At 32.9% G+C, this 17,488-nt stretch carries 15 protein-coding genes; 6 read left to right on the top strand and 9 right to left on the bottom strand.

Features of this window, described 5'->3' with window-relative positions:
- Positions 1 to 32 precede the first annotated feature (32 nt).
- Entirely contained in the window at positions 33 to 1,565 is a 1,533-nt protein-coding gene (locus MHB74_RS11910; RefSeq protein WP_061679242.1) for an SMI1/KNR4 family protein, read from the bottom strand.
- Between the two features lie 225 nt (positions 1,566 to 1,790).
- On the opposite strand from MHB74_RS11910, the gene MHB74_RS11905 reads away from it, so the two are divergent.
- Complete coding sequence (locus MHB74_RS11905) at positions 1,791 to 2,423, top strand: cupin domain-containing protein (RefSeq protein ID WP_061679243.1); 633 nt, start codon at positions 1,791 to 1,793, stop codon at positions 2,421 to 2,423.
- Between the two features lie 641 nt (positions 2,424 to 3,064).
- On the opposite strand, the gene MHB74_RS11900 is transcribed toward MHB74_RS11905, so the two are convergent.
- Entirely contained in the window at positions 3,065 to 4,297 is a 1,233-nt protein-coding gene (locus MHB74_RS11900; protein WP_061679244.1) for an exosporium glycoprotein BclB-related protein, read from the bottom strand.
- 453 nt (positions 4,298 to 4,750) lie between these two features.
- Between MHB74_RS11900 and MHB74_RS11895 the strand changes: the two genes are divergently transcribed.
- The gene (locus MHB74_RS11895; protein WP_061679245.1) at positions 4,751 to 5,041 is read left to right on the top strand and encodes a DUF4183 domain-containing protein; all 291 of its coding nucleotides are present in this window, start codon (positions 4,751 to 4,753) and stop codon (positions 5,039 to 5,041) included.
- A 60-nt stretch (positions 5,042 to 5,101) separates the two neighbouring features.
- Here MHB74_RS11895 and MHB74_RS11890 read toward each other — a convergent pair whose 3' ends face one another.
- Both MHB74_RS11890 and MHB74_RS11885 read right to left on the bottom strand, forming a co-directional pair.
- Entirely contained in the window at positions 5,102 to 5,959 is an 858-nt protein-coding gene (locus MHB74_RS11890) for a DUF4183 domain-containing protein (RefSeq protein WP_141658079.1), read from the bottom strand.
- Between the two features lie 736 nt (positions 5,960 to 6,695).
- Complete coding sequence (locus MHB74_RS11885) at positions 6,696 to 7,310, bottom strand: helix-turn-helix domain-containing protein (protein ID WP_098374835.1); 615 nt, start codon at positions 7,308 to 7,310, stop codon at positions 6,696 to 6,698.
- Between the two features lie 57 nt (positions 7,311 to 7,367).
- Between MHB74_RS11885 and MHB74_RS11880 the strand changes: the two genes are divergently transcribed.
- The gene (locus MHB74_RS11880; protein WP_061679247.1) at positions 7,368 to 7,952 is read left to right on the top strand and encodes a LysE family transporter; all 585 of its coding nucleotides are present in this window, start codon (positions 7,368 to 7,370) and stop codon (positions 7,950 to 7,952) included.
- 224 nt (positions 7,953 to 8,176) lie between these two features.
- On the opposite strand, the gene MHB74_RS11875 is transcribed toward MHB74_RS11880, so the two are convergent.
- A complete protein-coding gene (locus MHB74_RS11875; protein WP_061679248.1) occupies positions 8,177 to 8,914 on the bottom strand; it encodes an N-acetylmuramoyl-L-alanine amidase in 738 nt (245 codons plus the stop codon).
- Positions 8,915 to 9,190: 276 nt separating this feature from the next.
- On the opposite strand from MHB74_RS11875, the gene MHB74_RS11870 reads away from it, so the two are divergent.
- Positions 9,191 to 9,451, top strand: coding sequence for a hypothetical protein (locus MHB74_RS11870; RefSeq protein WP_061679249.1), 261 nt, complete (start codon positions 9,191 to 9,193; stop codon positions 9,449 to 9,451).
- A gap of 299 nt (positions 9,452 to 9,750) precedes the next feature.
- Here MHB74_RS11870 and MHB74_RS11865 read toward each other — a convergent pair whose 3' ends face one another.
- A complete protein-coding gene (locus MHB74_RS11865; protein ID WP_168216101.1) occupies positions 9,751 to 9,909 on the bottom strand; it encodes a hypothetical protein in 159 nt (52 codons plus the stop codon).
- Between the two features lie 426 nt (positions 9,910 to 10,335).
- On the opposite strand from MHB74_RS11865, the gene MHB74_RS11860 reads away from it, so the two are divergent.
- A complete protein-coding gene (locus MHB74_RS11860) occupies positions 10,336 to 11,022 on the top strand; it encodes a CPBP family glutamic-type intramembrane protease (protein WP_061679250.1) in 687 nt (228 codons plus the stop codon).
- A 177-nt stretch (positions 11,023 to 11,199) separates the two neighbouring features.
- Entirely contained in the window at positions 11,200 to 11,985 is a 786-nt protein-coding gene (locus tag MHB74_RS11855; RefSeq protein ID WP_061679251.1) for a sulfotransferase family 2 domain-containing protein, read from the top strand.
- Between the two features lie 711 nt (positions 11,986 to 12,696).
- Here MHB74_RS11855 and MHB74_RS11850 read toward each other — a convergent pair.
- From MHB74_RS11850 to MHB74_RS11840, 3 genes are all read right to left on the bottom strand, one after another.
- Positions 12,697 to 14,493: an ABC transporter ATP-binding protein gene (locus MHB74_RS11850; protein ID WP_061679252.1), complete on the bottom strand. Its 1,797-nt coding sequence runs from the start codon at positions 14,491 to 14,493 to the stop codon at positions 12,697 to 12,699.
- A complete protein-coding gene (locus MHB74_RS11845; RefSeq protein WP_061679253.1) occupies positions 14,486 to 16,240 on the bottom strand; it encodes an ABC transporter ATP-binding protein in 1,755 nt (584 codons plus the stop codon). Before MHB74_RS11845 ends, MHB74_RS11850 begins: the two co-directional genes overlap by 8 nt.
- A 346-nt stretch (positions 16,241 to 16,586) precedes the next feature.
- Entirely contained in the window at positions 16,587 to 17,471 is an 885-nt protein-coding gene (locus MHB74_RS11840; protein WP_061679254.1) for a GNAT family N-acetyltransferase, read from the bottom strand.
- Between the last annotated feature and the right edge of the window lie 17 nt (positions 17,472 to 17,488).

Below are 17,488 nucleotides of genomic sequence, written 5' to 3'. Positions count from 1 at the left end.
GATGTGACATTCAGTGATACATAATTTATTTTCTAATCCATTACATGCTGGTGCCAAATTTCACTTTCTTCTTCACTCATCCCTCCTATTATTTTTGAAAAATCTATTTTCCTATCAAATGAGTCTTTTAACTTATAAAATTGTTCAAACGATCCTGTAAATATTTTTAATGAATGAGAACAACAAATTGTTTCAAGGTTATCAATTGTTGTGCCATCTAATTCTAATTCTATTAGTCCTTTCATTTTACCTAATGCGGCTCCATCCTTTACTTTTGTATCTGTCAACTTTATATTTTGAATTGACGAATTGTGTTTTAAGCAATTTAAATTAGCAATGATGCTATTTTCAAATTCAATTGTTATTAGTTTTTTTAAATTCTGCAAAACAAGCAAATCCAATTCACTAACATTCTCTAAACTTAAAATATATAAATGCTTTAAATTATCTACTTTCGAAATCGCATAGAGCTGCTCACAATTTGAAATATGTACTGTAAGAGATTCTAAATTTTGAAACTTCGGTAGCAACGAAAAGTCTTGAATACTAGTATGTGAAATATCTAATTTTTTTAATGATGATATTTCTACAAGTTCCGATAGATTATTTATCTTCGTATTCTTTATATTCATTTCTTGTAAGTGCTGCAAACGTAATAATGGCGTTAAATCTTGAACCGGGTTATTTACTAAATACAACTTCTTTAAAGAATCTACTCGTTCTAATCCTGTTAAATCTTTAATTTCATTTCCAGATAAAATTAGTTCTCTCACTTCCGTACACATCTGTAACGGACTAATATCTACTAATCCATTTTCACCTAAATATAATCGCTTCTCTCTAATAAACTTACCTGCACACTCAAGTGGACCCACTATATTTCTCCAATTCTCATCTAAACTATCGTACCAATCATGAATGTTATTTTCAGATTGAAATATAAATTGAGGATGTAAAACAGGTAATTCAATATTAAATAAAGCGTCTAAAAAGTGTATATTATTGTTAGCACCATAACTCCAATATACATAGTCTTCTTCTTGGTGAATGGTGAAATTTTTATTTTTTAGCGTTTGTAAAATAAATAGTAACAAGTCTGAAATTCTATTCGCAATTACATATTTTACTTCTTCATCTCGTCCAAAATTAATAACTTGCCCCACTTCTCCCTTTTCATCTGGATCAACATCTATTCCTATATTGTTACCGCCATAATCTTTACTAATAGGTATCCAATTGTGATTCACATATCTTTCCTTAATACATTCTGTTGGTATTGAAAATGCATCAAAATTTAAAAAATCATCCTCTTCAATTCTTTTCCATATTCTCCACTCATCCAAAACTTGATTTAATGAAAGAAATGGCAAACCAAAAAATAACCCTGGTCCTGATTTATCCTCACCGTTATGTGCAAGATAAAGATTACGTAATTCATCTGGAAACGCAATTCCCATTTCATTTTCAGCATCTTGAATTTCTTCTATTGTTGCAGGCGCATTCAAAAACGGTTTAAAGTAATTTTTTAATTCAACTTCCAACTCTTTTAAAATAGTTTGATTCATTTTCTGTACTCCCCTTATAATACAAATTAAAAAAGTGCCGTATTTTACATTAATTGTAATTAAATGCACCTTTTTTCGCAATGAAACTGTTGTAATTATATTGCATACCAACGAACAATTTTATCACTTTACAAACCAAGAGCAGCAGCACTTTCACATTTCAATAACTAGACTCATATCTTAAATTCAAATTGCATGAAAATATAAGAAAGGCGGGTAATACAAATGACTTCTAGTATCGACTACACTTCCCCCTCAACTAATTTCACCTATGATTTAAGTAAAAGTAATTTTTTTAAAAAAGATGCCCAAAATTATATAAACGTACTTGGCGTGAAACAATTAAATACGTTAGAAAATACTTCTTTACTAGATATTTATTTAAGTACTGGAAATGTTGTAGAGCCGCATATTCATCAAAATGCAGCTGAACTTGTTTACTGTATTTCAGGATCTGCTGTTGTTTCTATACTGAACCCTTTTACAAATCAAATATTAAACTTACCGATAAAACCAGGGCAAGTTGCCAACATTCCAAAAGCGTGGTGGCATTATGAAATTGCTACAACAGATAGTACTCATTTATTAGCTATTTTCGACGCCCCGACACCAGAAGTTATTTTTGGTTCTGATATTTTAAGATTAACTCCCGCAAATTTGATGGCTCATACTTACTGCCTTGATGAACAACAATGGAAACAAGCGGTATCCCCTATTCAATCCACTACAGTAATTGGTCCTTCAGCAAACTGTAATCAAAACCGCGGAATGATAAACCCACCAACACAGCCTCCTAGTCCACAACAAAATTTATATTATCAAGATTCATATTATTTCCCTCTTTACTGGGGATATTAATTTATATCATGAATAAACAATAAAAAATCTCCTTGGAAAATACGTAGGAGATTTTTTATTGTTTACACTCCATTCCTATTTTTAGCGTAACAATTAATAGAGTACATACATATAATATTTATATATTTAATTGGAGGTGATAGTACTATGAGTAATTATAACTATCGAAAAAACTACTCTCATAATAAAAATAGTAGTTCATCAACATCCTCTCAGTCTTCGAATTCTCAATCTTCCAATTCCCAATCACAAAGAGATTTAGCCGAGCAAGGATATGTAAAGAAAAAAGGATGTAACTGCAATAAAAACAAATAGTTTATTATTAATTTGAATAATAATATTTCAACACTCTCAATAAATAATTTCCTTCCCTTGTATACCGTTTATGTAATGGATGAATTCTATTTTTAATAGAATTCATCTTTTTTATTTATAGGTAATTTTTCAAACCATATAACTTATTTCATAAACAATAAAGTGTAAATCATACATTTTGATGTTCCTTTTACCCCAACTTAACAAAGAAGAATTCCTCAATTGATTTATCAACTATCTTCCCATAAAATATAGCCCACCCTAATAAAATTAGGGTGGGCTATATACAAACACCAATTCAAATTTCAAACAGGCGTTGTAACAAACTAGACGATATTAATACCTGCACTTACAAATCCAGCTACTGCAGCTATTGGACTTGCTGCTGTTAACGAAACATACAGTAGTACTTTATCTCCAGCAGCTACCGGAATAGCTTCAGGTATGATACCTGATGCTGTGTCCAAAATAGCTATAACAGCAAATGCCGGTGTTAATAATAAAGGTGCTCCCTGAACTGTAAACGTATTACTTGCTGCTGGCGCAGTTAATATTTGTATCTGCACTTGAACAGGTGATAATGGCGCTAATGCAGCTGTTGCACTAAAGAAACCTGCTAACGACGTAATAGTTCCTGCTCGTGGTGCTACGAATGCATAATCACCTACACCTAGCGCTAAAGTAATACTAGTTCCACCAGTTAAAGCTACACCAGGCTGACTAAATCCAAATCCAAGAAGAGTTCCTGTATTAGCTACTAATGCGTTAACTAACGCTGCTGGTGTTGTACCTGAAGCGAATGGAATAATAGCTCCGCCACCTGTTGCACCAGTTGATCCAGTTGCTCCCGTCGGGCCTGTTGCTCCCGTTGCCCCTGTTGCTCCTGTCGGGCCTGTTGCTCCCGTTGCTCCTGTCGCTCCTGTTGGACCTGTTGCCCCCGTTGCTCCTGTGTCCCCAGTTGGACCTGTTGGGCCTGTTGCTCCTGCTCCTGTCGCTCCTGTTGGGCCTGTTGCTCCCGTTGCTCCTGTCGCTCCTGTTGCTCCGCCACCAGTTCCTGCTGGACCTGTTGCTCCCGTTGCCCCTGTTGCTCCTGTTGGACCTGTTGCTCCTGCTCCTGGAGTAGCTCCAATTAATTGAGTTAATAAGTTTAATAGAAGTTGTAAACTTGCAGGATCAATAATTAAAGAGAAGAAGAATGGTGCAAGAGCGCTGTAGAATTGTTGTAATAAAGAAAGTAATTCGCTTATGTCTGGATTAGGAGATTGGAGTACATTGATAATACTTTGAATTAATTGTTTTAAATAATTACCTTCTGGAGATGGTGCTAATCCATTTAGTAAATTTAATAGTTGAGTAAACAAATTGAGTAAATTTAATCTGTTTGCGTCACTTGGATTTGCAAAAAATGCTGCGATAGCCGAAATTAAAGAATTTAGTAAAGTGATTAATTGTCCTAATTGAGTGCTAGTAATTGGAACAGTTTGTGGATTATTGCAACATTCCGGAGTGAAAACTATCGGATTGCAGTTATTATGACCAAAACAATTATTATTTGTCATATATTTCCTCCTTACTTAAATTATATTTGAGTGTTTTCCTATTATAAGAACTATAAAATTGTGTATAGGTTTCATTCACTTAAAATAGGAAACATGAATAATAATTAAACTGAAAAAACGTTATTTAATTATGTTCATGACTCACATATTAATTATATGTTTTTAATAATTGACTGCTTAGATTAAACACCTAAACTTACGAGTTTATTTTATTTTTCCACGTTTATCTCTTAGGTCCAAAAGCACATTTTAATTTGAGTATAAAAACTAAGCATTAGCATACAACCAACAAGTACCAACACTAGCTTTTCAGATATGTAACAATAATAACTTTCTTAAAATTATGTTCTCTCAATAATCATGTAGCCGTCTCTATTATTGAAAACTCTCATACAATATATCGGACAAGTTATTCTATACTTCGTTCCCAAAAATTGAGGAGGTGAGAGTTAATTGCCAATCATCCAACCATTTATGGCATCTAGAAGATTTACATCTACACTAAGTGCTGGAACAGGAACAGGTGCAGCTTTTGCAATTGCTGCAACAGCTTGTTTAAATGATGCCGGTACAACTGCAACAGCATTTCCAACTTTTACGTATTACAACTTATATGTAAACGGTATTCTTCAACCTAGTGTGAACTCCAGTGTTACTACTGGACCAACTGGTGCTATTACAATTCCTAATGGAGATGCATTAGACGGCGGAATTCCAATTACAATTGAATTTATCGTCACTTAGTGTAACTACTTTAATGTAGAAAAAAAAGACAGATTCTTTTCATTTAAGAATCTGTCTTTTTTAATTAATAATGATGAATTGCAAAATAATTGAAGAACCTTGCGATGGTGGTTGATCATCCAATAAAGTTAACTGACCAGTACTAACCTGATAAAATGGTTGTGGTTGAAGTATTCCATTAATAAACAAATTAATATAGGAAACCTCATCAGGAGATAATATTTTAGTTGTACCATATTGAGCTATCCCATCTGAATCTGTATATATAAATTTCATCCCATCTGCAAAAGCATAAAATAATAAGTTAGTTGTTGTTATGGGACCAATAACTCCAGTTGGACCTGTTGCTCCGGTAGTTCCTGTTAAACCCGTCGGTCCCGTTAATCCCGTTGCTCCTGTTAAACCAGTCGATCCTGTTAAGCCTGTTCCTCCTGTTAAACCAGTCGGTCCTGTTAAGCCTGTTGCTCCTGTTAAACCAGTCGATCCTGTTAAGCCTGTTCCTCCGGTTAAACCAGTCGGTCCTGTTAAGCCTGTTCCTCCTGTTAAACCAGTCGGTCCTGTTAAACCTGTTGCTCCTGTTAAACCAGTCGGTCCTGTTAAGCCTGTTGCTCCTGTTAATCCGGTCGGTCCTGTTAAACCTGTTGCTCCTGTTAATCCCGTTGCTCCTGTTAAACCAGTCGGTCCTGTTAAGCCTGTTGCTCCTGTTAAACCAGTCGATCCTGTTGCTCCTGTTAAACCAGTCGATCCTGTTAAGCCTGTTGCTCCTGTTAATCCGGTCGGTCCTGTTAAACCTGTTGCTCCTGTTAATCCGGTCGATCCCGTTGGAATATAAATTGGTGGAAGAACCGGAAAGGTAGGTCCAATATTTTCAGGTCCTATCATACCTTTATTCAAGGATAATTTATCATTGTGGTTCACTTGAATACCTCATTCCACATGTTTTTTTATTCATTCAAATCATTAAAATCTATTATTAAAGAATAAATTAATAACTATCCTCTTTTTTCAAATGACTAGCCTATTAAACATGTTACCATTGTTATAACTACTACTAAAAACTCTCACTTCCCAGCTTTATTTTTTATTCCACAATATCCACTTCAAATTAATTAAATAAGTCCACTTCACCGGATCTCCCTCTAACAATTATACAAAACGATTAAAAAATGATTCATACTTTTTATAAGTCACTTTCTTACATACTTAAGTAATAAAGCGAAAGTTTTATCAGTAGGAGTTTTATCCGCCCCCACTAATAATTAGTTAAACCAATCGGTCGTTTATGTGAAGCCCGCCCCCACCTAAGATCTTTACTCCAGCTGAAATTTAAAGTGGGGGTTTTACTACCAGTTAATACCGGATAATAAATACATTACACTATATTCATAGTAGAAATTATCTATACTAAATTTTCCGTATATACATTATCAATTTACACTTTTCCCTGCGGATGTTACATTGAACAAGAAGCATTTTCTCAAATGCGAACCATCTCAAAGCGTACTTGAGAAACATACTCCAATCCTATACGCGAGAGCAATACTATGTTGACACTCAAACGAGTGTCCTTTTTTATGAATTAATAAAATAAAACCATCTCTTATAGATGGTTTATCAACACACATTGCTTTATATCCTTGATGTAATTACAAGTTTATGTAGCTGGATAATAAATGGTCATACTTAATCGAGTTAGCGTTCGTCCAGAATTATAATACGAGTGCGTTTTATCCGCCTTAAAGCGAATTGCATCTCCACTCTTTAATGTATATTGACAATCATTTATTTCAATTGTCAATTCCCCTTCAAACACCGTTATAAATTCTTCTGTCCCTTCTTTATGACCTTCTGAACTTAATTTTCCTTCTGTTTCAATTTCAACGGTATAGATTTCAAAGTTCCTATCATCTTGAAAAGGAAAAGAAGGATACACTTTATATTTCCCACTGTCTTCTGATAATACTTGAACATCATTTCGTAACACAATTTTTGTATCCGGTTGCGGATTATTGATTAATGAAGTAAAAGACACTTTCAAACCATTAGCGATTTTCCATATCGTTGTTAATGTTGGGCTTGACTCTCCTCGTTCAATTTGTCCAATCATCGTTTTACTCACACCTGTTAATTGAGAGACCTTTTCTAAACTCATTTTCTCTTTTTCACGTATTGTTTTTAAATTTTTTGCTAAAATAAGTTGAATTTCTTCCATAGGAAACACCCCTACACCATATACAATATAACGACCGTTATGTATAATAAAAAGCACACGTTATATTGTTCTTTTCGGTCATTATAACACACAAAATAATTAGGGGGTTTTGAAATGCCTATATTTTCTTTTTTATTATTTGTTTTTATAAGTAGCTTCACACCCGGACCTAACAATTTTTTAGCTATGACATATGCCAATCAACATGGTTTGAAACGGAGTATGCAATTTTGCTTTGGGGTAGCTTTCGGATTTTTCATCCTCACTTCCTTATGTAGCTTCTTTAATATTGTACTAATTAATATCCTACCTATAATCGAATTCCCTTTAAAAATTTTAGGTGTAATATATATGCTATATTTAGCCTTTAAAATACTCACTAGTAAAACTAGTGCAGATCCAGATGAAAAACATAATAAAAACTTATTTACAGTCGGGATTTTTCTTCAATTTGTTAATCCTAAAGGGATACTATTTGGGCTGACTGTAGTGTCAACTTTTATTCTCCCGTACTATAATTCATATTCAAGTTTTCTACTTTTCTCATTATTTCTAGGTATAGTTGGGTTAATGAGTACATTTAGTTGGAGCTTATTTGGTTCCATGTTCCAAAAACTTTTATTAAAACATACGAAATCATTTAACATCATTATGGCCGTTTTATTAGTTTTCAGTGCTATTTCAATTGTAATTAATTAAATTCAACTTCTTTTCTTTTTAAAAGTATGTTTTACAAATATAGCTGATATCTTAATGAACCTCCCACTAACATATAGCACTTATTAAGTTTTAAGGCTGGAGTCTCCTTTATCTAATTATATTTATACGAAATAATATTATAAAAAGAGGATTACTCATAATAAGTAATCCTCTTTTTACAGCATATTTTTTTAAAAATATGCTGTTCTATTAAACTAATACCTTTACTTAACTTCGTACCACCAACCTTTACGATCAAGGTAATCCGTCATTCCTTTAAGTTGAGTGTCTGAAGTTGGTTCAGAAATAAAATATGTTAGACCATCCGATTGTAAGATAAAGTTAGCTGTCATTTTTAAGGACGTTAGCGCCCCCATAACATCAGGTGTTTCATACGGTGAAAAAGCTCCTGATTGAATGATATTTTGTTTTGTGGGTGGAGTTGTCCCACCAGATTGCCCAGTTAATGCATATACAATTGAATTAGCAATCTTATCTGGATCCCATTTTGCCATATCTGCTTCATTATCGATAAATCCAAGTTCAATTAAGATTGCAGGTGCTTTCGTATTCGATAACACATAAAGGTCTTTTCGTTCCTTCGCACCACGATTTGACCAACCAATATCTTTTGAAAGTTGTGCCGCTACCTTAGCTGATAAAGCTTGTTGGTCATAGTACAAAACTTCAACACCATTAGCTTTCGTATCATATGAGTTTAAGTGAAATGAAACTACTAAATCTACATCATGTGAGTTTGTTTTTGATACAATGTTATTTAAATTTTGTGCTTGCGTTGTCCCTACTTCATCGGTATCATCATAAACTGTATGCCCCAATGCTCTTAATTTAGCAACAACTGCATCCTTCACTTGGCGATCCAAAATGTGTTCTTTCCGATTCCCATAATTCGCACCTTGTACAATACTATTGTGACCTCCATGTAAACTATATCTAGCCATTGTTCCACATCCCTTTTTTATTACTATATTCAAAGCTCGTCTTATTGTCCGGTCAAATATCCAGTACATCTCCAGCAAACAATAATTAGGGCACTAATCTAGTTTTTAAAATCTAGATTATTTATTTTCTAAAACAAAGGACTCATAAATAAAAACCACAACTCATATTTTTAAGTTGCGGTTTTTACGCATTTAAACTGTTAATTTCAAAATCTTTTTATTATAATACAGAAAAATACGTTATAATATAAGCTACTGTTCTTTAGGAGGGGTTTAATGGCTGATAAATATAAATTTTTGATTCTCTTTGTTACAGCATTTTTTTCTTTCTTTTCCTTAATAAAAGATTTCCGTAACATGTCAAAAAGTTTCTTTTGGGGGAGCTTTGCAATCCTAACAAGCTTTATATTATTATTAACTCAAGCTTTAGAGTTAACTCCAATACTTCTCTATTCAGCTCAGATGGCTCTTGAGATTATTACAATACCACGTAAATTACTTCTTCCATCTGGCACTGAAGTTGCTATTTTTTGCTAACAATTCATGTATCTTAAAAAATCCAACTCTATATTTCTAATTACCTTTATAAATATAAAAATGCGGTTTCTCCTTCCTAGAGAAACCGCACTATATTAAATTTAAAACTGACTAGTATACTAATCTCATACATCGCTGTTTTTTCGTTCATTGATTCCATTTGTTTTGTGTAAAAGAAAAAGCACCCAAATGGTTACTTTTTACCGAATCATCTATTTCTATATCTTTTTCTTCTGCTTCTTTTTACTTCCTTTATTTCTCCTTGCTTAACTAGTTTTTCAAAGTATAAACGTACTAGCTTATAAATACTCTCTTTCCACTGATTTCCCTGCCCTTCCTGTTCTTCTTGATTCTTCATACGGACGCACAATGCTTTGTAGTTTTTCAGCTCTTTCACCACAAGTCATCGTATCTTTTTTTATCGATGTCTTCAAAAAAATGACAATTGATTGATTCATACGATACGGCTCCCCTCCGTTCGATCTGCTCTGCTGAACTTTTACTTCATCCCATTTCGAGAGCAGTTAGCTTTTGCTAGCTGTTTTTTTATTTGTAACCCTGTTAGACAAGCTTTCATATAATATAGTCATTCCTTTCTTAAAAATTAAGCTAGTCACTGGAGTTATGAAAATAGGATTAAATCCTATAACCTTTTCAGAAATCATTCATACTTTATTTCTGAAAAAGTGCTTTGTTTTATAAAAAGGTGGTTGCGGAAACAACCGCCTTCTTGTTTATGAAAAAAGGTTTATTTTGTTGAGTTTTATTTTCATGAATAAATTCACATTATTCATATATTGTTTTAAATTTGTTACCTCCGTCATATAATAAAAGTTAAATTTCATATTTTTGGAATTTGATTAACAGAGCAGGAGGAAAACTCAATGAACAGTCTTTACGACAGAAGACCTATTAGCACTTTAACTGTAATGATTGGTATCTTTTTAATTCTTATTGCTTACGTAGGTTTGGTTTATGCTAGTCTACCATTCAGTTTTACATTTATAGCCCTTGCTGGTGTCATTGCCCTATATTTAAACTATGGTACATACGGAATTAAGTCAGCGTTTAGTCCCCTCCAAAAAGGAGCAATTAAATTTATTTTAATTGCTTATATATGGAATGCAGTCCAAAGCTCACTTGTTGCAGTAGTAATCACATATGGTTTTGACTTTCCGGTTGCTGCTAACGGAGCGACTAATATTTTCGTAGACAACACACCTGCACAATTCATCTATAACGCTATAGATATTATATTTAGTTTAATCGGTGAAGAATGTTTCGTTTTAATTCCATCTATACTAGCGATTTACTTTTTGAAAAAACATAGAGTAAATGAGAAACGATCAATGATTATTGTTACAATTATTGGCGCATTCTTTTTTGGTTTGGCACATTATTCTACATATAACGGTAACCTCGTTCAAATTTTCTTTGTTATTGGTTTAGCTAGATTGCCACTTAACTGGGTTGCATTTAAAGCTAATTCATTATGGGCCAGTTCTATCACACATATCTTATTTGATTTCACACCATTCATAGCAGCATTACTATTTTCCGTCCTACGCTAAAATAATGATTCAGGATCACTTTTCAAAATTGCTCTTTTCACACCCCTATAAAATAACGCTTTCATTCCAAAGTTATATTGTTTTAAATTATCTATTCTACTTCCCTTCTTTTATTCATATACCGAGTTGTTTATTCATAAATTAAAAATAATTGACATAACTGAATGGAGGCTAACTATGTCTTTTGCAAATATTATTAAATACGGACGTGTTCCGCACTTTAACTCTAACTTCCCTTTGATTTTATTTTGGAGTCAGAAAAGTGGCTGTACTTCACTTGCACATTGGTTTTTTTATCAAATAAATTTATTTAAACAAGCCATAAAATACGATTCCTTCATCCATAATTATGAAAATGAAATATACAAAGACTCCTCCGACTACTTTATTGAACTAGCTGCGGCTTTATATACAAATGAAAAAGATTCCTATAAATTAGTGAGAAACCCTTATACAAGAGCTGTAAGTTCATTCTTTTCACTAATTGCCCCCCCTCACATAGAAAACCCAGCATGGAATCCTATTCGGCATTTTTATTATGGTAATGAATTTTGTAATAAGCCTATTTCATTTAAAATCTTTCTCTACTATTTAAAAGCGCAAATGATAGATTTAGAACAAGTAGATCCACATTTAATGCAGCAATATGAACCAGCTGAAGAGGAGTTTGTCACAAAATATATCTACCTTGAAAATTTCTCTACTGAAATTGTGCGCTTAGAACAAACATATCAATTAAAAACTTCTCCTTTACACATACTAACTAAATCATGGCATCATCAGAAGGACAGGGCGATTTTTAGGGGTGATTTTGCAGATGCTGATATTACCGACCCTTTATTCCCACGCCTCCCAACATACGATAGTTTTTATGATCATGAAACTATCCAATTAGTACAGGATATTTTTAATAAAGATTTTAGCACGTACAATTACCCATTAACTCCTTTAAAAAATAAGTGATTTTCTAATTGTAGTTTCATATATTATAGAGAAACTTAAATTCATCTATTTAAGTCTCCTCATAAAACTCTCGTAGTAAGTTGTGGCACTGGAAACAGTGTCTTTTTTTAATGAAATTCAAATTGTATTATTTATTAAATCATTAAAACGTATAAATATAACATAAAACACTCATTAAGGTTGTCTCCATGCGTTCTATTTGTTCCACTGCCGTTGTATAATCAAAGTTCAATTATTTCACTATTAAATACAAAAACTTCAATTTCCAAACGATTAGCCTCAATTGATGAAAAAACAATTGAAGCATTATAATAATATAAAAATTATAAGACACACTGATAAAGCAATAGTAGGTCAAGCGTATTACTGACTGTGATTTAGTTGTTAGCATCAAAAAAGCTACATGGGGTTGTCTTAATGGACTTCATGATATTTTTAAGGCTTATTTAATTAACTCCGAATTTTTAAAATTCAATTTCATAGTTTATGTCATACTCATGCAACACTTTTGGGAACAATTTGTATATCCAAAAATTACAAGTTGACATTTGGGTCAAAAAAATGTTTTTATAACCTTACGCATGTTTTACCTTGGATGCAAAAAATACGCAGTTAAAATATTTAGTGAACAACTATTTGGATAATAATGTTTACAAATATTAAAATGCGGTCTCTCCTTCCTGGAGAAACCGCACCATATTAACGTTTTTATTAGATTTTAAACTGACTCGTATACAGATCAAAGTAAAACCCTCTATCTTCCATAAGAGATTCGTGATTCCCTCTTTCAAAAATACTTCCATCTTTTATAACAAGGATTTGATCTGCTTTTTCAATCGTTTTCAGTCGATGAGCGATTACAAAACTAGTTCGACCTTTCATTAAATTATTTAGTCCTTCTTGAATTTGTAATTCTGTTCTCGTATCAATATTTGAAGTTGCTTCATCGAGAATTAATATATCTGCATCCGCTAAAATTGCTCTCGCAATCGCAAGAAGTTGTTTTTGACCTTGACTTAAATTCGATCCTTCTGAAGCGATTTTTGTTTCATATTGATTCGGTAAATGCTTTATAAAAGAATGTGCAGATGCTGCCTTAGCTGCATTGATTACCTCTTCGTCACTTGCATCTAGTCGACCATAACGGATATTATCCATAATCGTCCCAGCAAATAAATACGTGTCTTGTAAAACTACCCCTATTTTACTTCGCAACGAATTCATATCATAATCTTTTATACTTTTTCCATCGATATGAATTTTCCCTTGCTGTATATCATAAAAGCGTGTTAACAAATTAATAATTGTTGTTTTACCCGATCCAGTGGGACCAACCAAAGCAATTGTCTCCCCTGGCCGCGCCTTTAGACTTACTTCTTTTAAAATCGTTTTATTTTCCTCATACCCAAATGAAACATTCTCAAGTGCAACATGCCCTTGTAAATTTTGTACAACGAACGCATCTTTTTTATTTTGAATTTCCGGTACTTCATCCATAATTTCAAAGACACGTTCTCCACCAGCAACTGCTGCTTGAATCGTGTTCATTAAAGTTGCGAATTGACTGAGTGGTCTTGAGAATTGACGGGAATAATTAATAAAAGCCGCAATGACACCTACTGTTGTCATTCCATTTAAAACCATAATTGATCCAGTTCCAATTACAAGTCCCATACCTAAGTTATTAATAAAGTTCATACTTGGAAAAATAAAAGCTGAAAATGTATCTGCCTTCGTAGCTGAGATTCTTAGTTGTTCATTAATTTTATTGAAATTTTGTACAGTTTCTTTTTCTTTCCCGTATAACGTTGTAACATCCGCTCCTGTTATAGCTTCCTCGATAAAACCATTTAATTCTCCTAAATCTTTTTGACGCTTTGCAAAGTTTTTACCACTATAAGCAACCAGTTTTTTTGTAACGAAAAACATAATAGGAACTGTAATTAAAGTAACAATCGCTAATATCCAATCTAATGCGAACATCGCAATCGTCACACCTATAAATGTTAATGCCGATGAAATAATTTGCACCACACTTTGTGTCAACGCTTGATTCAAATTATCTATATCATTTGTCACACGACTCATTAAATCCCCTTGCGAACGTACATCAAAAAACCGTAAAGAAAGTGTTTGGATTTTCACGAAAATATCTTGTCGTATTTTTTGTATCGTTTTTAATGCAACGTTAACCATGACAAATGTTTGTAACCATGTTAACAATACTGTTACACCGTAAATTGCAATAAGTAACAAACACATTCTCGCCGTACCGCTTAAATCTTTCGGTACAATATATTGATCTATAATTACTCCCATTAAATACGGACCTAATAATCCAAGTAAAGTCGTAACAAATACTAAAAATATAACGAACGTAAGAGCAGCCTTTTGGTACCCCATATAGTTCCATACTCTCATTACAGTTCCTTTCGTATTTTTAGCTTTACCCATCTTAGGCGCGTTACGCCCACCTTTATTAGCAAATTGCCCTTGAAAATTACGCATGTTCTTCCCCACCTTTTTTATGTAAATTACCACCTTGGGAAAGATAAATTTCTTGATATACATCACATTGTTCTAACAGTTCTTCATGTGTACCATCGCCAACTAATTCACCGTTATCTAAAACGAGAATTTTATCAGCATCTATTATAGATGAGATTTTAGATGCGATTAATAATGTTGTTGTTCCTTTATATTCTGTTCTTAACGCCGATTGAATGTTAGATTCTGATTTCGCATCAACTGCTGATGTAGAATCATCTAATATAAGAATGGATGGCTTTCTCACAAGTGCCCTTGCAATGGATACACGTTGTTTTTGTCCACCTGATAAATTCGTCGCACCTTGTGTTAAATGATGTTGATATGAATCTTCCAGCTTGTTAATAAACTCAGTCGCACAAGCTGATGCAGCTGCTACTTCCAGTTCGTCATTCGTTGCATCTTCTTTACCATAACGTAAGTTCTCTTCTATGCTACCTGAAAACAACAATGCCTTTTGAGGTACAAACCCGATTGAAGCACGAAGTTTTTGTAAATCGTATGATCTAACATTGATTCCATCAATGCATATTTCACCTTGATCAACATCGTATAAACGCGGTAATAGTTTTGCTAAAGTAGTTTTACCACTTCCTGTAGAACCGATAATTCCTACTTTTTCACCTTTACATATGTTAAATGAAATATCTTTTAAAACATATTCATTATTTTTCGTGTAACTATAACTAACATTTTTAAAGTCAATTTGTCCCTCGACTTGCTTAGGTGCAACTGCATTTGTTTCGGTCGTAATATCAACCTCAGTATTTAAAACTTGCTGTACACGATCCGCAGATGGAAATGCTCGCGCGATTTGCATAAATACCATACTTATAGACATAAGTGACATTAAAATAATATTCAAATAGTTTATAAACGCTAAAATAGCTCCTACTTGAAGCGTTCCATCAAATACTTTTTCTCCACCAATCCATAATGTTGCGACAATCCCGCCGCTTACCACTAACATAATGATTGGCATCATTATAGAAATAAGCTGCACCGCTCGAATATTTATCTTCGTTAAATCTGTATTCACTTTGCCAAACTGAGTGATTTCATATTTTTGTCTTACATACGCTTTAATAACACGTACTCCAGATAAATTTTCTTGTAACTTTGTATTCACTTTATCTAATGCTTCTTGCACTTTTTTGAACGTCCCACTCGCTTTACTTGCAATGAATATAATCGCAAGTAATAAAATTGGAACAACTACAAGTAATATAGGAAATAACTCGCGTGCTGTTACAAAAACAATTATTATACTTCCGATAAATAACAAAGGACCACGAACAAGAACACGTAATGTCATCGTCATCGCTGTTTGAATAGAAGTAATATCATTTGTCACAATCGTTAATAACTTTCCAGTTCCGAACGAATCACGATTTTCGCTAGAAAATGTTTCTATTTTCGCAAACACATCTTTTCGTATGTCAGTAGCGAAATTAACAGCTGCTTTTGTAGAATACATCATACACCCAAGTCCTCCAACTAAACCGAGTGCTGCTGCTCCTATCATTAGAAGCCCCATTTTTATTACATAATTCAAATCCCGATTTGCTATCCCAACATCAATAATATGTTGCATAATAGTCGGTTGAATTAAGTCCATCGCAACCTCAAGTACCATAAATAGCGGTCCAATTATAGCGAAGAACATGTATGGTTTTAAATACTGTAATAACTTACGAAATGATTTCATACATAATCTCCTTTTCCCATGAAATTACCACTGAATAATTCATATCCCTCCTTATTTAAGCGATGTAGTTTGTAATTTCTTTCTTATTCCTATTATATTATGTAAATTAATATTTAACATTATTAAATGATACGCATTAATGACTTTTCGGTCAATAAATGTGCTTTATATTACGCAATTAGAAAAACCGTATTCTTAAATTGAAAGAATACGGTTTTTATCTATATGAGTTACACTGCAAAATTCATTCTCAAATTCATTTTTTCAGGTGGACTTCACATATATAAACCTATTTAAATAGTATTTATACTTATATACTCCCCATCAAAAATATTTATATAAACAATTAGAACTCTGTTAATACTGGGAATTTATAACCTTTAAAATCTAACTCTTTATTACTTCGCACCATTAAATACTTACTAGACTGTAATTCTGTAAACTGTACATCCTCAATCCCTAATTGATCTGGAGAGAAATAAAATTCGATTTCTGTAAATCTTTCAGAAATTCCCTCGCAAATTTCATCTAAAACTGGAATTACTGGTGCAAACACTCCATATAATTTCAACTTTTCATTATCTACTTCATACACAATTAGAGCATCTAGTTTCTCTGAATAATACAATTTCTCATTCCATTCTGAGTCATACATATTCAAATAAAACGAAGGATGGAAGTTTAATGTTGAAAAATTATTTGAAAGTCTTTGACTACTATCAATAGTTTCATGTATTAACTTTCTATCCTCTTCCATATAATAATCTAACTTTCTAAGTAAGGAATCATTATTCTTCTTTTTATCATATGTAATAGTCATCAAATACTCCTGCACAACTTTAAACCCAAATGATGCATATAGTTCAGGTTTTTCCGTAAACAATAAAGTACATTCACATTTCTTATCGATTTCTTCTATCATTTTACTCATTAATAGTGTCATGAGTCCTTCTCTACGAAAATTAGGATGTGTCATTACCGATTGAATTCCCGCTGCATTTATTCTTTCACCATTTACTAGCAATGGTAACGAAAATGAAGCAACATTCGCAATCGCTTTATCGTCATGTAAAAATGATAAAGCTTTGTATGTATCATCCCAATAACCTCTCTCCGAAAAATCATTCAATGTTTGAATTGTAATCCCAAACACTTCTTCAAATAAAGGAAATAACTGCTCTCTTTTCGGTTCTTCTAAAAGAAGTTTTTCAAATTTTTCAACATTCCCCATGTTGTCCCTCCATACGT

The sequence above is a fragment of the Bacillus sp. FSL K6-0069 genome (assembly GCF_038007785.1).
In the GTDB taxonomy this organism is placed as follows: Bacteria; Bacillota; Bacilli; order Bacillales; family Bacillaceae_G; genus Bacillus_A; species Bacillus_A mobilis.
Note: the sequence above shows the minus strand (reverse complement) of the source record. Positions and strands in the feature narration are given on the sequence as shown.

Bases quoted from the DNA above. Each gene is read 5' to 3' on its own strand.
- MHB74_RS11850 (WP_061679252.1), bottom strand. From the start codon at position 14,493: ATGCGTAATTTTCAAGGGCAATTTGCTAATAAAGGTGGGCGTAACGCG.
- MHB74_RS11875 (WP_061679248.1), bottom strand. From the start codon at position 8,914: ATGGCTAGATATAGTTTACATGGAGGTCACAATAGTATTGTACAAGGT.
- MHB74_RS11905 (WP_061679243.1), top strand. From the start codon at position 1,791: ATGACTTCTAGTATCGACTACACTTCCCCCTCAACTAATTTCACCTAT.
- MHB74_RS11865 (WP_168216101.1), bottom strand. From the start codon at position 9,909: ATGAATCAATCAATTGTCATTTTTTTGAAGACATCGATAAAAAAAGAT.
- MHB74_RS11860 (WP_061679250.1), top strand. From the start codon at position 10,336: ATGAACAGTCTTTACGACAGAAGACCTATTAGCACTTTAACTGTAATG.
- MHB74_RS11845 (WP_061679253.1), bottom strand. From the start codon at position 16,240: ATGAAATCATTTCGTAAGTTATTACAGTATTTAAAACCATACATGTTC.
- MHB74_RS11870 (WP_061679249.1), top strand. From the start codon at position 9,191: ATGGCTGATAAATATAAATTTTTGATTCTCTTTGTTACAGCATTTTTT.
- MHB74_RS11840 (WP_061679254.1), bottom strand. From the start codon at position 17,471: ATGGGGAATGTTGAAAAATTTGAAAAACTTCTTTTAGAAGAACCGAAA.
- MHB74_RS11900 (WP_061679244.1), bottom strand. From the start codon at position 4,297: ATGACAAATAATAATTGTTTTGGTCATAATAACTGCAATCCGATAGTT.
- MHB74_RS11910 (WP_061679242.1), bottom strand. From the start codon at position 1,565: ATGAATCAAACTATTTTAAAAGAGTTGGAAGTTGAATTAAAAAATTAC.
- MHB74_RS11855 (WP_061679251.1), top strand. From the start codon at position 11,200: ATGTCTTTTGCAAATATTATTAAATACGGACGTGTTCCGCACTTTAAC.
- MHB74_RS11880 (WP_061679247.1), top strand. From the start codon at position 7,368: ATGCCTATATTTTCTTTTTTATTATTTGTTTTTATAAGTAGCTTCACA.